Below are 15129 nucleotides of genomic sequence, written 5' to 3'. Positions count from 1 at the left end.
GGCTATCCTACTGACCCTGCTTCTGTTACGGTCGGGACCATGTCCCGCGTGACCGCCCTTGCTGCGATCCGGGCGCGTATCGCCTCGCGCCTTCGGGAAAATTCGGGTCCGGGGAAGAATGCCTCCCCCGTATCGCGACCAATGCGACTTTCCGTAGCCATGTCCCTTGCCGTTCTGGCCGCTGGACAAGGCGCGCGGGCTCAAAATGCTGCGCCCTTGCCGCTGCCCGCGCCGGTCACCGACATGCCGCTTCCCCCGATCTTCCAGCCTTTCAAGGTCGATCGATCGAATCGCGTCGCTGTCGAGGTGCGTATCAATGGCAGCGGGCCTTATCATTTTATCGTCGATACCGGAGCCGAACGGTCGGTGATCTCGAACGAGCTGGCACAGGGTCTGTCTCTGGAAGCTGGTCCTGCCCTCGGCCTTGCCACCATCGCGGGCAGACATGTCGCGCCGAGTTTTCACGTGGAACATCTGGCCACCGACAGCTTTGCCATTCAAAATCTGCAAGCACCCGCGCTGAAACGCGGCGATCTTGGTGCAAACGGCCTGATCGGGCTGGACGGGCTGGACGGCCACCGCGTTGTCATGGATTTCGGTAACGATCGCATGAGCGTGGAGAAAACGGGCCGGCGGCTGCGGCCCGGCGTGGCGGCGGACGGCACCATCGTGGTGCAGGCAGAGCGCATGCGCGGGCGGATGGTGATCCATCAGGCCAGGATCAACGGGATCATAGTCGATCTGATTATTGATACCGGCGCGTCCACCAGCATCGGCAACATACCGCTGCGTGCCGCGCTGCAGGCACGCAAATCGACCAAGCAGGCGGAGACTTATCTGCTGAGCGTAACGGGCGAGCGGATACGCGCCACCGTGGCGATCGCCGACAGGATTAAAATCGGCGGCGCCACGATCGAGAACCTGCCGATAAGCTTTGCCGATGCCTATGCGTTCAAGGTGTTGAACCTGGATGAGCGGCCTGCGCTGCTGCTGGGCATGGACGTGATCGGCCTGTTCGAAAAGGTTACGATCGATTTCGACAAGCGCCAGGTGCAGTTCGGCATTCGCGAAGGCGCTGCGTCCGGTCCGCGCGGACTGTTCATGGCGGCGGCCGATCCATCCGGCCTCACCACCCCCTTGCCTGCCCGGCGCAGCGCGGCCATAGAACGATGATGGTTCCTCTTTCGTTCGCCGGTCACCGCCTGTTCGTGGCGGGGGACGCCGCCTTGTGGTGGCCCGAACGGCGCGCCCTACTGGTGGCCGATCTGCATCTGGAAAAGGGCAGCTTCTACGCAGCGACCGGCCAGATGCTGCCCCCCTATGACAGCCGCGCAACGATGGAGGCAATCGATGCGCTGGTGGAGCGCATCCGGCCCGAGACTATCTACTGCCTCGGTGACAATTTTCATGACGATGAGGGCGAGGAGCGATTGTCCCCCTGTGCCGCCGCCATCCTGCAACGCCTCACCGGGGCGCTCGACTGGATATGGATCCGCGGCAATCATGACCGCGAAGTGAGCGGGCGCTGGGGCGGCCGCGCGCTGGCAGAGTTGGAAGTGAGCGGGCTGCTGCTGCGCCATGAGGCAGAGCCGGGCGAACCGCGGCCGGAGCTTTCGGGCCACTTCCACCCGAAACTGCGTATGAGCGTGCGCGGCCGCCGTATAGCGCGGCGCTGCTTTGTGCGTACCGAAACCAAGCTGATCCTGCCCGCCTTCGGATCGCTCACCGGCGGGCTTGATGCCACCCATTCTGAGATCGCACGTGCCTGTGGAGCCCCTGCCGAAGCGCTGGTGGCGTTGGCGGACCGGCTGGCCCGTTTTCCGCTGAGCCACCGCACGAAAGCCGAACGGCAGCGGGCCTAGTGTATTGAGCACACGCCTTTTCTCTAGCTTATTTCAGCAATTTTAGCCTAGGCCCGGGTTCATGGTTCTACTCGACTCCCTGATGGTAAAAATAGCGATGATCGGTGTCCTCGGCATCGGCGCGCAATGGGTGGCCTGGCGCACCAATCTTCCGGCGATCGCACTGATGCTGGTCGCTGGCCTGGTTGCCGGCCCTGCCCTCGGCCTCATCGAACCGGAACGCGATTTCGGCACCTTGCTGGAGCCGATCGTGAAGCTCGCCGTGGCGGTGATCCTGTTCGAGGGCGGCCTCAGCCTCAATTTCCGGGAGCTGCGCTATGCCGGATGGGGCGTGGCGCGGCTGGTCATCATCGGCGTGCCGATCGGCTGGGCGCTCGGAACGGCCGCGGTGCATTATGTCGCCGGTCTGCCGATCTCGGTCTCTGCGCTATTCGGCGGTATCCTCGTTGTTACCGGCCCCACCGTTATCGGCCCGATGCTGCGCACGCTGCGCGTTCCCAACCGGGTGCGCGACATCCTGAAATGGGAAGGCATCGTCAACGATCCAATCGGCGCCCTGCTTGCCGTGGCGATCTACGCCTTCATCAGCTATCGGGGCGACAGCGTCGATTATGCGGGCATCGGTTTCGAGGTTCTGGGCGCTACCTTCCTTGCTGGCCTGATCGGCGCGGCGCTCGGCTATGCGCTCACCTGGGCCTTTCCGCGCGGTCTGGTGCCCGAATATCTGAAGGCCCCGCTACTCCTCATCACCGTGATATTCGGCTTCGTCGTCGCCGACATCATCATGCACGAAACCGGCCTCGTTACCGTCACCGTGATGGGCGTGGTGATGGCCAACAAGCCGATCCATTCCAGCCGGGCACTGCATCGCTTCAAGGAAGACCTTGCCGTCCTTCTGATCAGCGGCGTGTTCATCATCCTGTCGGCCACGCTGGACTGGGAAACGATCCAGAACTTCCAGGCGCGCTTCGTCCTGTTCCTCGTGGTGCTATTGTTCCTGGTGCGGCCGATTACCGTGCTGGCCAGCCTGTTGTTTTCTGGCATCCCCTATCGCGAGCAATTGTTCATCGCCTGGATTGCGCCGCGCGGGATCGTCGCCATCGCGGTGACCGGTCTGTTCGCGCTGCGGCTTGTCGATCTGGGCTATGACGGTGCGGACGCACTGGTGCCGCTCGTCTTCGGCGTGGTCATCGCCACCATTGTTGCGCACGGATTCTCTGCCGGATGGGTGGCCCGGCGCTTGGGCATCGACATGGGCAAGGGTGAGGGAATCCTGTTCGTAGGGGCCAATCGCTGGACGATCGATCTCGGCAAATTCCTGAAAGGCCTCGGCTACCGCGTGGTCGTATCGGACACGAGCAAGTTCGCGCTACGCTCCGCCCGGCGGCAGGAGCTTGAGATCCATCAGGGCGAAATTCTGGACGAAGCGCATGGCCATGCCATGGACATGAACCAATTCCAGCATCTCATCATCGCGACCGAGAATGACAGCTACAACCAGCTTGTCGGCACCGATCTCGGCCCTGAAGTGGGCTATGACCAGATCACGCTTGTAAGCGCAGATGAGGCGAGCCAGCGAACCAGCGCGCGCGGCCGGGTGCTGATGGAAAGCAGCCCGACCTTCGAGACGCTGCAGGACAAGCAGCGTGACGGCTGGATTTTCTCGAAAACGCAGATCACCGAGAAATTCAATTACGAGAAGTATCTCGCCAATCTGGATGCAGGCGAGGAGCCGGTGGCGGTGATGAAGCCGGACAAGCGCCTCCTGTTCTTCTCATCGACCGCACGTCCGACTATCGACGAGGACGATGTCATCATCAGTTTCGTGGCGCCCGAATCGCCCGAAGAATTGAAGGCGCAGAAGATGGAAGAGCGCGCGCGCAAGGAAGAAGCGCGCGAAAAATCGGCGGAGCGCGAAGCGGCAAAGGGACGTGAGAGCGGCGGCCCCCTGCCCGACCCGGCCTGACCGTTCAGTCGCGCGGGCCGAATAAGGCGGTGCCCACGCGCACTTCGGTCGCGCCGAGCATGACCGCGGTCTCATAATCGGCGGACATGCCCATGCTGAGCCGTTTCAGCCCATGCTCCCCTGCTATCTTGGCCAACAGAGCGAAATAGGGCGCAGGTTCCACGTCCTGCGGCGGAATGCACATCAACCCCAAAATATCGAGGCTAGCGGAGCGCGCGCGTTCCAGAAGATCGCCGATATCGGCAATCGCGCAGCCACCCTTCTGCTCTTCCTCGCCGATATTCACCTGCAGGAAACAGGGCGGCACGGCCTTTCCATCGGCCACCAGCTTGCCCAGCGCCTTGATGAGCGAAGGCCGGTCCACGGTATGGATTACATCGAAAAGACCGGCAGCGTCCTCGGCCTTGTTCGATTGCAGCTGACCGATCATGTGCAGCGTCACGTCCGGATAATCCGCGCGCAAGGCCGGCCATTTGTCGGCAGCTTCGCCAACACGATTCTCACCGAAATGGCGATGCCCTTCCTCCAGCAGCGGCCGGATTTCATCGGCCGCACGCGTCTTGGAGACTGCGATCAGATTGACGGCATCATCGCTGCGGCCCGTGCGCGTTGCGGTGGCGGCGATATCCTGCTCGATGGCGGCGAGGGGGGTCGTATCGTTCATGGGCCGGGCCTATAGCCGCCGCCATGGCGAAGGGCAAAGCATCGCGCGCGCCGCGCGTCTGGCTGATGACCGATCCGCGGATCGATGCGGTGCTGCTTGCCAGCGCCCGCGCGTTGCCGTTCGGCAGCGCCATCATCCTGAGACATTATGATTTGCCGCAAGTGGCGCGGCGCGCGTTGTTCGCCCGGCTTCGCCGGATTGCGCGACAGCGGGGCCATTCGCTCTTTCTCGCAGGCGATGAGCGGATTGCACGCCGCTGGGGTGCTGATGGATTTCACGGCAGAACAAAAGGTCGCACGAATTTGCGGCATAGTACTGCCGTCCACGATCGCCGCGAATTGGCGCTGGCGCACCGCTTGGGTGCTGACACCGTCCTGATCTCTCCAGTTTACCGCACCGCCTCTCACTCCGCCGCACGGCCACTGGGGCCGATGGCGTTTCGCGATCTCGCGATGCTGGCAACGCAGGGTGCTGACGTCGTGGCGCTGGGGGGCATGAACCGCGCCCGCGTCCAGATGATGCGCGCGCTTCCGGTGATGGGCTGGGCCGCGATCGGGGCTTTGGCAAAAAGCTGAAGTCAGCCGAAGCCGATCAGGATCAGAAGCGGATCAGCGTTCCGAGATAAACGGCCTGGCTGTCGCGCTGCTCGCTCACGATGGGCGCTTCCTGCTCGCTCTCGACGCGCAGGCCCGCCGTCACGTCCACACCTTTGCTGATGGAATAGCTGCCACCGACATCGAGCGCATATTCGTTCGCCCCGCCCACGCGGCGTTGCAGGCCCTTGGCATTGGGCGATTCGAGCGTAACGCGCGTGTTGAACTTGCTGCGCTTGCCCTGCGGTTCATCGTCCAGCGTAAATCCGGCGCCCGAGCTGATCTGGCCGATGGCCGGGGCATCGCTCTTACGGCTTTCGGTCGGCACGGCAAAGCTGGTCCAGCCAGTCGCGGACCCAAGCTCATATTTCGTCGGCTTGACCGATTCGAGCGACTTGATGCTCGACGCGGTACGCGTGCCCGCTTCGCTCGCGGCGATAACGTTGCGAACCGAAACGGCACGCGGTGCCTCATCATTGCCGGCGCGAACCGCGACGGTCACCGTGCGGTTGCGGGCCTGGCTGACACCGGCCGGCGTAAACAGATATTTGCCGCGACTCGCCACAGCAGCCTGCTTGAAGCGCTCAGCGGATTTGGCATCGAGCCCGGCAGGCGTGAAAACACCCACCGACGGATCGAGCAGAATTTCGGAGAACTTGTCCGCAGAACCGCTGGAAACCGCGGGATAGGCAGATACCATCCCGGTTCCACACAGCGCAGCGGCGGCTGCCAAGGCACCCCCCATCATCCATAGCTGTTTGCGTCCCGAGGACATTTTCCGTGACCCACCTGTTGGTGTTGATGGGAATGGACTTAAGCCGGAATTGTTTCAGCTTAAAGCGCGATAGGGGAAATACAGGCCGTTTTAGAGCGGGCTGTGGCCTTTATCTCACAGAATCGGTTTAGCAATCTGAGGTTAACCATGGCTGACGCAGCATCCTTGCCCTTGAGGCGATTGCATCTATAGATGCAGGCCCCGATCCCGTTCTCTCTAGGCCTGAGGTTTCCCATGCGCATCACGCGCCTTTCCGCTTCCGCCCTTATCATCGCCTCCACGCTGGCGCTCGGCGCCTGCGGCGGCAAGGAGCGGCCGCGCGCCGATCTGGCCGCCAGCCAGGTGACTACGATCGGCGTAAACAGCTATCTGTGGCGCGCCTCCCTCGAGACGCTGAGCTTCATGCCGCTGTTGCAGACCGATAGCGCGGGCGGCGTGATCGTGACCGACTGGTACACCAATCCGCAATCCCCGAATGAGCGGATAAAGCTGACCGTCACCATCCTCGATCAAGATCTGCGCGCCGATGCGCTGCGCGTCGCCGCATCGCGCCAGGTGAACCAGAACGGCAACTGGGTCGATGCCCCGGTGCGCGCCGCCACGGTGCAAAAGATGGAGCAGATCATCCTCGGCAAGGCGCGCGACCTGAGGCGCTCCTCGATCGTCGGTTGATCGTTTAGAGATGGCAGACCGCTTCAACCCGCACATCGCCGATGCGCGGTGGCAAAAGGAATGGGAAGCGCAGCAAAGCTTCCGCGCCGATCGCCATCCGGATCGGCCGAAGTCCTATGTGCTGGAGATGTTCCCTTATCCGTCCGGGCGCATCCACATCGGCCATGTGCGCAACTATACGATGGGCGATGTGCTGGCGCGCTACAAGGCGATGACCGGCCATGCTGTTCTGCACCCGATGGGCTGGGACGCGTTCGGCATGCCGGCCGAAAATGCCGCGATGGAGAAGAAGGTCCATCCCGGAACATGGACCCGCGCCAATATCGAGCACATGAAGGCGCAGTTGAAGCGCATCGGTTTCGCGTTCGACTGGAGCCGGGAACTCGCCACCTGCGAGCCTGATTATTACGGGCACGAACAGGCGCTGTTCCTCGATCTCTACGACGCGGGCCTGGTCTATCGTAAGGAAAGCGCGGTCAATTGGGACCCGGTCGACATGACCGTGCTTGCCAATGAACAGGTGATCGACGGCAAGGGATGGCGCAGCGGCGCGCCCGTCGAACGGCGCAAGCTGTCCCAATGGTTCCTCAAGATCACTGACTTCGCCGAGGAACTGCTGGACGGCCTGGGCGACCTCAAGGACTGGCCGGACAAGGTGCGGCTGATGCAGTCCAACTGGATCGGCAAGAGCCAGGGCCTGCGTTTCAGCTTCGAACTGGCAAGCGGTGCGGATGCGCCCGCCTCCTCGATCGAAGTCTTCTCCACCCGCCCGGACACGATTTTCGGCGCGAGCTTCGTCGCCGTGGCGGCGGACCATCCGATCGCGCTGGCGCTGGCCGAAAAGGACGCCGATCTCGCCGCCTTCGCCGACGACTGCCGCCGCTCCGGCACCAGCGCGGCCGAGCTCGAGACTGCCGAGAAGAAGGGTTACGACACCGGCTTGAAAGCGGTGCACCCTCTCGATCCCGAGTGGGAGCTGCCGGTCTACGTCGCCAATTTCGTGTTGATGGACTATGGCACCGGCGCCGTTTTCGGCGTGCCCGCGCATGACCAGCGCGATTTCGAATTCGCCAGCAAATACGGCCTGCCGATCAACCGCGTGGTTTCCGCAACCGGCCATGCGGACGAGCCCGTGGGCGACGAAGCCTTCACCGGCGAAGGCACGATCGTCAATTCGCGCTTCCTCGACGGGATGGAGATCGAGGCCGCCAAAACCGCGGTGATCGAACGCGCCGAGGCCGAGGGCTGGGGCGAGGCGACGACGACCTGGCGCCTGCGCGACTGGGGCGTCAGCCGCCAGCGTTACTGGGGCACGCCCATCCCGATCATCCATTGCGACGATTGCAGTGTGGTGCCGGTGCCCAAGGACCAGTTGCCCGTGGTGCTGCCCGAGGACGTCGATTTCGAGACGCCGGGCAATCCGCTCGATCGCCATGCGACCTGGAGCAAGGTAGTCTGCCCGAAATGCGGGAAATTGGCGCGGCGCGAGACCGACACGCTCGACACCTTCGTCGATTCCAGCTGGTATTTCATCCGCTTCGCCAGCCAGCCCGGCGATCAGCCTTTCGACAAGGCGGAAGCCGAAAGCTGGCTGCCCGTCGGCCAGTATATCGGCGGGGTCGAGCATGCGATCCTGCATCTGCTCTATGCCCGCTTCTGGACACGCGCGCTGAAATCGATCGGCAAGATCGACGTAGCCGAGCCGTTCGAGAGCCTCTTCACGCAGGGCATGGTGACGCACCAGACCTGGTCTGCCGGTGACGGAAGCTGGCTTTCGCCCGATGAAGTGAAGAAGGACGGCGCGGACTGGGTGCGCATTTCCGACGGCAGCCCCGCGATCGCGGGCCGCGTCGAAAAGATGTCCAAGTCCAAGAAAAACGTAGTCGATCCCGATGCGATCGTCGATCAATATGGCGCGGACGCCGTGCGCTGGTTCATGCTGTCCGACAGCCCGCCGGAGCGCGATTTGCTGTGGAGCGATGCCGGCATCGAGGGCGCTTGGCGCTTCGCCCAGCGTGTCTGGCGTCTGGTTGGCTCTTCCGATGACAGCCAGGGTGAGGACAAGGCCCTGCTGCGTAAGCTGCACCAGACCATCGCTGGCGTGGGAGAAGATATCGAGGCGCTAAGCTTCAACAAGGCGGTCGCCAAAATCTACGAACTGACCAATGCAGTCGAAAAGGCGGACGCTTCCGCCACGCGCGCTGAAGCGATTCGCACGCTGGTGCTGCTGGTGTCGCCAATGGCGCCGCATTTGGCCGAAACCTGTTGGGAACGCCTGGGCGGCGAAGGCCTGATTGCCGATGCGCCATGGCCTGAGCATGACGCCGCGCTGCTGGTGGAGGACGAAGTCACCGTCGCCATCCAGGTGAAGGGCAAGCTGCGCGATACGCTGACCGTGCCGAAGGGCATGGACAAGGCTGCGCTGGAGGAAGCCGCGCTCGCATCCGACAAGATCCGGCGCACGATCGGTGACGCGGACATCCGCAAGGTGATCGTGGTGCCCGACAGGCTGGTTAACATCGTGATATGATACGCCTCCTGCTCCTAGCTGCTGCGGTGCTGATGCTGCCAAGCTGCGGGCTCCGGCCGCTTTATGCCGGCGGGAGCAACGGCCCCGTCGCCAATGCGCTGGGAAGTGTCGCGGTGGATCCCATTCCGGGCCGGGACGGCTGGCTGGTGCGCAATGCGTTGCAAGAGCGGCTCCAACCGCTCGGCAGCGGCGCACCGCGCTACAAGCTGACGGTGAAGCTGGATGACGACATCACCGGCTTCGGCGTGCGAAGCGATGATGCCGTAACGCGCGAACGGCGCACGCTGCGCGCCCGCTTCCAGCTCACTGAGCTGTCGAGCGGCAACATTATTCTCGACGCGACCGAGGGTACCGATGCGGGCATCGATGTCGTCTCCTCCGAATATGCGGTGATCGCGGCGGAGAACACCGCGCTGGAAAACCTTGCCGACCGGCTGGCGAGCCAGATCGTGACGCGCCTGTCCGTGCAGGCGCGCCCGGCGTCTTGAGCCGGCGATGGCGCGCGCCCCGAGAATTTCCGAACGCGATCTGATCGGAGCGATAGGACGGCGCGACGATATCCGCCTGTTCCTGCTGTTCGGCACCGATCCGTCGACCATCGAGGATATTGCGCGCAAGCTTTCGGCCGAAATGAAGGATGCCGAGCGGATCGATATCGACGGGGCGCAGCTACGGTCGGACAGCGCTCTGCTGGCGGACGAGGCCGCGTCGATCTCGCTATTCGGTGACAAGCGTTATATCCGCCTGCGCCTGCAACGCGACGAGGGGCTGGCGGCGATCGAGAACCTGCTGGAAGCGGAGCAGGCCGGCACCCCGGTAATCGCCACCACCGGCAACCTCACCCCCACCAATAAGCTGCGCAAGCTGGCGCAGGGCCACCCAGCGGTGATGGCGATGGCCTGCTACCCGCCGAGCGAGGCCGATGCGGTGGCGCATGTCCAGCGCTTGGCCGGAGCCGCGGGCCTCCGGATGGAGCGCGTTCTTGCGCAGCGGCTCGCCGAAAGCACAGGGCATGATCGCACGCTGGCTGCCAATGAGATCGACAAGCTGGCCCTCTATTGCGATGCCGCGCCCGACCGGCCTGCGACGGTGGAGCCGGATATGCTCGCCAAACTGGGCGCCGAAACGCTGGAGGAGGACATCTCGGCACTGCTCGGCGCGGTGATGGCCGGCCAGATCGCCGTTGCCAGCCAAGAAATTGCCAGCGCGCGCGAACTGGGCGTGAATGAGGTGCGGATTGTGAAAGCCCTGCAGCGCCGCGTGGTACAACTCGCCGCGCTGCGCGCCGAAGTCGATCAAGGTGCGCAGATCGGTCCGCTGGTGGACCGCACGCGCAGCATCTTTTTCAAGGAACAAGGCGCTTACAAGAGTGCGCTTGCCGCATGGTCCTCGGCCAAGCTCGCGCGGTTGAACGCCCGCCTGTTCGAGCTAGAGCGGCGGCTGATGACCGGCGGATCGGATCTGGCCGGCCCGGTGCTTTCGAACGAATTGCTGCTGATCGCCCGCGCCGCGCAGCCACGCAGAGGCTGAGGGAACGGCGCGCCGCTCTCGCGCGTTCCCGCAGCATTCCAAATTCCCAAGGTCAAACCCCTCCAGCGATCGAGGACGCGTTATGAGTGAAGTGAAAACCATGAGCGAAGCCGAATGGCGCGAAAAACTGGGGGCCGAGCGCTACCAAATTCTTCGCGAAGGCGGCACCGAGCGCGCATTCACGGGCAAGCTCAACTCCGAAAAACGGGACGGCACCTATTTCTGCGCCGCCTGCGGCAATGAACTGTTCGATAGCGCCGACAAATATGACAGCGGCTCGGGCTGGCCTAGCTTCACCCAGCCTGCAACCGAAAATGCCGTGGAGGAAGTGCGCGACACCAGCCACGGCATGATCCGTACCGAAGCGCGCTGCGCCAATTGCGAGAGCCATCTGGGCCACATCTTTCCGGACGGGCCGCCGCCCACGGGCCTGCGCTATTGCATGAACAGCGCATCGCTGGATTTCGAACCCGAAGAAGAGGACGCCTGACAGGCCGATAATCGGCATCATTCAGCGCCGGTAAACCCCCACCCCGCTTGTGAGAGCGCGAGCTAGGGAGTATCGGTTCGCTGAATGGCGAGGGGTAAATCAACGCAGAAAAGACGCGGTCCCGTCATGCGCACCTTTGTGCGCTTGGCGCAGATCGGCATTGCTCTTGGACTGATCGGCCTGATCGCGCTTGTCGTCATGGTGGCGGTCGCGCGCTCGGAACTGCCCAGCTACACCGACCTTAAGAATATCGAGCAGGGCCAGATGATCCGCGTGCGCGCGGTGGACGGCACGATCATCCAGGAAATCGGCCCCAGCTACGGGCGCTGGCTGCCCAGCAGCGAAATTCCGCAAGTGATGAAGGACGCGATGATCTCCATCGAGGATCGCCGCTACCGCTCGCATCTTGGTATCGATCCCAAGGGCTTGGCCCGCGCGATCTACTTTGCATGGCAGAACCGCAACACCGACCGCCGCCTTCAGGGCGCGTCCACCATCACGCAGCAGCTGGCGCGGACGATCTTCCTCAACAACAGCTATTCCACGGGCCGTAAGATTCGCGAGGCGATCCTGGCGATGGCGATGGAGAGCAAATTCTCCAAGGACCAGATCCTCGAGCTCTACCTGAACAAGGTCTATTTCGGCGGCGGCGCCTACGGCATCGACGCCGCCAGCCGCAAATTCTTCGATCATGGCGCAACCCAGCTCAGCTTGGGCGAAGCGGCGATTATCGCAGGCCTCGTGAAGGCGCCGTCCAACTATTCGCCCACCGCCGATGCGCAGGCCGCGATCGGTCGCGCCTCGGTGGTGCTGAAGGCGATGGAACAGACCGGCGTGATCACGCCCGGCCAGTCGGCCTCGATCGAACCCGCTGACGTCGCGCTAGCGCCCGAGCCGCCGCAGAACAGTGTGCGCTATTTTACCGACTGGGCGCTGCCCCAGCTAGATACGCTGATCGACGAAACGGTGAAGCCGATCGACGTCTGGACCACGGTGGATCTTTCGATGCAGCGCCTCGCCACGGCCGCGATCCAAGCGAATGTGCCTTCAGGAGCGCAGGGCGCGCTGGTCTCGATGGAAAATGACGGCGCGGTCCGCGCGATGGTTGGCGGATCGGACTATGTCAGCTCGAACTACAACCGCGCGGTGACCGCGGTGCGACAGCCGGGATCGAGCTGGAAGCTGTTCGTCTATCTCGCGGCGCTCGAATCGGGCTACAGCCCCGACGATGTTGTGACCGACGAGCCGGTACAGATCGACGGCTGGACACCGCGTAACAGCGGCGGCAGCTATGCCGGCGCGATGTCCGTGCGCAACGCCTTTGCCTATTCCAAGAACACGGTGGCCGCACAGATCGGCAATGAAGTGGGTTTCAACACCGTCGCCGGTATGGCCCGGCGCTTCGGCATCAGCACACCCATCAACACGCACCCGGCCATGGTGCTCGGCACGTCCGAGGTCCGCCTGATCGACATGACCCGCGCCTTTGCTGAGATTTCCGACGGTGGCCGCGCGATCAATCCTTATGGCATCATCAAAGTGACGACGATCGACAATGAAGTGCTTTATGAGCGCCGCGACCGGCCCGGCGCGGCGCTGGTCGACGATTATGTCGCTGCAACGATGACCGATCTTCTGCAGACCGCGGTGCAGGCAGGCACCGGCCGCGCGGCACAGATCGGACGCCCGGCGGCGGGCAAGACCGGCACCACGACGAGCAACAAGGACGGCACCTTTTTCGGCTTTTCCAGCGGGCTCACCACCGGCGTCTGGATGGGACGGGATGACGCCAAGGCGGTACGCGGCCTGCAGGGCGGCACCGCGCCCGCCCGCGCCTGGGCCGCCTTCATGAAGGGGGCAACCGCCGATCGCCCGGTGCAGAAATTCGATACCGAGGTGACGCTGCCGGACTGGCAGCTGGAGGACGACGAGGGCGCGTTCTATGGCGCCCCGGAGGACGGTGCGTTCAGCGATGAATATGGCATGCCGATCGAGGGCAATCCGCCCACCGGCGACGGTCGTTTACCGGCGCAGGATGAGCCGGTGCTCAACCAGAGCTGGATCGATCGCGCTCTGGGCCGTGGGCAGCAGCGGCAGGATCAACAGCCCGCGCGGCGCCCGGACCAGGGGCAGATACCCGCCCCCGGCACCCCGCGCCGTCCAGATGCCACGCAGGTTCCGCCGCAGCCCAGAAACGATGAACGCCCTAGCGAACAGGGCGAGGATGAACTGATCTACTGATCGTCCGGCGATCGGCCCGCCGCGGCACCGATCATGTGAAGGCCGGTGCCATGGGCTTTCAACCATGCGTCACAGGCTTTCCGATCGCCTTCGAAGATCTCGTCCAGGAGCGCGTAAAAGCGCGCACTGTGATCCATATGGACGAGGTGCGCGACTTCATGCGCAACCACGGATCGGCGCACAATCGCCGGTGCCATCACGAGGCGCCAACCGAGCCGGATGTGCCCGCGGCTGGAGCAGCTGCCCCAGCGCGACCGTGCATCCCCGATCGACAGCTTCGGCTCTTCCTGGCCCGCGCGCGTGCAGTAGAAAGCAAGGTCTGCCGCCATGAGGGTGCGCGCCTGCCCGCGCAGCCAGCGCTCGACGCGCGCTGCCGCATGGTCCGCCGGGCCGCCGACCAGCAGCCGGTCATTCTCCATGCGCACGCCGCGCGCCAAGCCGGCGTCATGAACGATCTCGACAGGCTCGCCGCAAAAGCCAATGCTCTGGCCCGGCATCAGCCGAACCGGCTCGGCCGCCGCGGCGAAACGCTCCGCCAGCCAGCGTTGGCGCGATCGGGCAAAGGCCAGCGCTTCGGCGGTGCGTAGGCGCGTGGGGCCCGTCACCTTCACCTCGCCGCGCACCGGATCGGCCCGCAAGCTCATGCGCCGTGCCTGGGGAAGCCGCTTGATCCTGAGGGGGTAGATGCGCCCGGCCACCTCGACCTGCGGATCGCGCGGTTCAGTCTTCCAGAACATGGTTTTCCAGCGGGCCTGCTTCAATTTCCGAAATCGCGCGGCCACGCACTGAAATACCCGCCTCGTGCACGCTCTCCCGATCGCCGCTGATCAGATAGTGCCAGTCTTGAAGGGGCTTGCCCTCTGCTCGCAGGCGGTAGGCGCAGGTTTTCGGCAGCCAGGGGAACTGATCGATCTTGGCCCGCGAGAGGCGGATGCAGTCCGGCACCAGAAAGCGGCGGCGGCGATAATCGGAACATTGCGCGGTCTGCGTGTCGAGCAGGCGGCAGGACACATTCGTATCATAGATGCGCCCGGTATCCTCATCCTCGATCTTGTGCATGCAGCATTTGCCGCAGCCGTCGCACAAAGCCTCCCATTCGCCGCGGTCCAGCGCCTCGATCGGCTTCTCCCAGAAGGGCGTGCTCATTGGACCCAGCGTTCCAGCTCGGCGGCGATCGCCTGTGCGCTGCCCTCGTCCGTGTCTGGGGTGGAGGGCTCGTCCACCGGCAAGATCGCAAGCGGCTGCCCTTCCCGCCCTAGCAGATAGGGCGTTTGGGAATGAGACATCAGATAATCGTCCGGGCCGGAGCCCTCTTCCCTGGCGTAATAGACCGCAAACTGATCCGCCACTTTCTTGATCTCGTCCGGCGTACCCGTGAGGCCGACCCAGCGGTTGCCAAAGTTGTTCACATAATCGCCCACCACTTTAGGCGTATCCCGCTCCGGATCGACGCTGATGAAGATCGGCTGGATGTCCTTACCAAGCTGCGGGTGCGCCTTCGTGAAGCGCTGCAATCCCGCGCTGATCTTCTGCATGTCGATGGGGCAGACGTCGGGGCAATAGGTGTAGCCGAAATACACGATCCGATATTTGCCGTCGAAATCCGAGAAAGAGACAGGCTTTCCGTCGCTTCCGGTCAATGTGAACGGCCCGCCGATGCTGGCACCTTCCAGCGGCGGGCGTTCGGGCACGGTCGGCTCGCTATTACCGCCACCACAGGACGCGAGCAGCAGCGCGGCGAAAATAGGGAGGAATCCGGCTTTGTTCATGACAGGCTTTCTTTTGGTCTGCTAAATAGGCGCGATC

Annotated in this window: 15 protein-coding genes; 10 read left to right on the top strand and 5 right to left on the bottom strand. The window is 63.7% G+C overall.

Annotation, left to right across the window (positions count from 1 at the left end; genetic code table 11):
* Window positions 1–159: 159 nt before the first annotated feature.
* The 3 genes from H7X45_RS11470 to H7X45_RS11460 all read left to right on the top strand — a co-directional run bounded on the left by H7X45_RS11470 (window position 160) and on the right by H7X45_RS11460 (window position 3828).
* The gene (locus H7X45_RS11470) at window positions 160–1173 is read left to right on the top strand and encodes a retropepsin-like aspartic protease (protein WP_187334996.1); all 1014 of its coding nucleotides are present in this window, start codon (window positions 160–162) and stop codon (window positions 1171–1173) included.
* Window positions 1173–1862, top strand: a complete 690-nt coding sequence (pdeM, locus tag H7X45_RS11465; protein ID WP_187337133.1) for a ligase-associated DNA damage response endonuclease PdeM — start codon at window positions 1173–1175, stop codon at window positions 1860–1862. The genes H7X45_RS11470 and pdeM overlap by 1 nt, the downstream gene beginning before the upstream one ends.
* Window positions 1863–1923: 61 nt before the next feature.
* Window positions 1924–3828, top strand: a complete 1905-nt coding sequence (locus H7X45_RS11460; protein WP_187334995.1) for a cation:proton antiporter — start codon at window positions 1924–1926, stop codon at window positions 3826–3828.
* Window positions 3829–3832: 4 nt separating this feature from the next.
* Here H7X45_RS11460 and H7X45_RS11455 read toward each other — a convergent pair whose 3' ends face one another.
* On the bottom strand, window positions 3833–4492 hold the full coding sequence (locus tag H7X45_RS11455) for a YggS family pyridoxal phosphate-dependent enzyme (RefSeq protein ID WP_187334994.1): 660 nt from the start codon (window positions 4490–4492) through the stop codon (window positions 3833–3835).
* 23 nt (window positions 4493–4515) lie between these two features.
* Between H7X45_RS11455 and H7X45_RS11450 the strand changes: the two genes are divergently transcribed.
* Window positions 4516–5067 (top strand): thiamine phosphate synthase, encoded by a 552-nt coding sequence (locus H7X45_RS11450; protein ID WP_187334993.1) that lies wholly within the window; start codon window positions 4516–4518, stop codon window positions 5065–5067.
* A gap of 22 nt (window positions 5068–5089) precedes the next feature.
* Here the strand turns inward: H7X45_RS11450 and H7X45_RS11445 are convergent, their stop codons facing one another.
* Window positions 5090–5785, bottom strand: a complete 696-nt coding sequence (locus H7X45_RS11445) for a hypothetical protein (RefSeq protein ID WP_214645489.1) — start codon at window positions 5783–5785, stop codon at window positions 5090–5092.
* 309 nt (window positions 5786–6094) lie between these two features.
* Here H7X45_RS11445 and H7X45_RS11440 point away from each other — a divergent pair, with 309 nt between their 5' ends.
* The 6 genes from H7X45_RS11440 (at window position 6095) to H7X45_RS11415 (ending at window position 13323) form a co-directional block, all read left to right on the top strand.
* Window positions 6095–6532, top strand: a complete 438-nt coding sequence (locus tag H7X45_RS11440) for a DUF3576 domain-containing protein (protein ID WP_187334991.1) — start codon at window positions 6095–6097, stop codon at window positions 6530–6532.
* A gap of 10 nt (window positions 6533–6542) precedes the next feature.
* Entirely contained in the window at window positions 6543–9062 is a 2520-nt protein-coding gene (gene leuS, locus H7X45_RS11435) for a leucine--tRNA ligase (protein WP_187334990.1), read from the top strand.
* A complete protein-coding gene (lptE, locus tag H7X45_RS11430; RefSeq protein ID WP_187334989.1) occupies window positions 9059–9550 on the top strand; it encodes an LPS assembly lipoprotein LptE in 492 nt (163 codons plus the stop codon). The genes leuS and lptE overlap by 4 nt, the downstream gene beginning before the upstream one ends.
* Before the next feature lie 7 nt (window positions 9551–9557).
* Window positions 9558–10592 (top strand): DNA polymerase III subunit delta, encoded by a 1035-nt coding sequence (holA, locus tag H7X45_RS11425; RefSeq protein ID WP_187334988.1) that lies wholly within the window; start codon window positions 9558–9560, stop codon window positions 10590–10592.
* Window positions 10593–10674: 82 nt separating this feature from the next.
* Entirely contained in the window at window positions 10675–11082 is a 408-nt protein-coding gene (gene msrB, locus H7X45_RS11420; RefSeq protein ID WP_187334987.1) for a peptide-methionine (R)-S-oxide reductase MsrB, read from the top strand.
* An 84-nt stretch (window positions 11083–11166) separates the two neighbouring features.
* A complete protein-coding gene (locus H7X45_RS11415; RefSeq protein ID WP_187334986.1) occupies window positions 11167–13323 on the top strand; it encodes a transglycosylase domain-containing protein in 2157 nt (718 codons plus the stop codon).
* Here the strand turns inward: H7X45_RS11415 and H7X45_RS11410 are convergent.
* From H7X45_RS11410 to H7X45_RS11400, 3 genes are read right to left on the bottom strand one after another with little or no spacing between them, the layout of a single operon-like run.
* On the bottom strand, window positions 13317–14060 hold the full coding sequence (locus tag H7X45_RS11410) for a M48 family metallopeptidase (RefSeq protein ID WP_187334985.1): 744 nt from the start codon (window positions 14058–14060) through the stop codon (window positions 13317–13319). The two genes, H7X45_RS11415 and H7X45_RS11410, sit on opposite strands and share 7 nt — an antisense overlap.
* Complete coding sequence (locus H7X45_RS11405) at window positions 14044–14469, bottom strand: YcgN family cysteine cluster protein (protein WP_187334984.1); 426 nt, start codon at window positions 14467–14469, stop codon at window positions 14044–14046. The genes H7X45_RS11410 and H7X45_RS11405 overlap by 17 nt, the downstream gene beginning before the upstream one ends.
* Window positions 14466–15092 carry an SCO family protein gene (locus H7X45_RS11400; RefSeq protein ID WP_187334983.1) on the bottom strand — a complete coding sequence of 209 codons (627 nt, stop codon included), beginning with the start codon at window positions 15090–15092 and terminating at the stop codon, window positions 14466–14468. The genes H7X45_RS11405 and H7X45_RS11400 overlap by 4 nt, the downstream gene beginning before the upstream one ends.
* Window positions 15093–15129: the final 37 nt, after the last annotated feature.

The sequence above is a fragment of the Novosphingopyxis iocasae genome, from assembly GCF_014334095.1.
Classification (GTDB): Bacteria; Pseudomonadota; Alphaproteobacteria; order Sphingomonadales; family Sphingomonadaceae; genus Novosphingopyxis; species Novosphingopyxis iocasae.
Note: the sequence above shows the minus strand (reverse complement) of the source record. Positions and strands in the feature narration are given on the sequence as shown.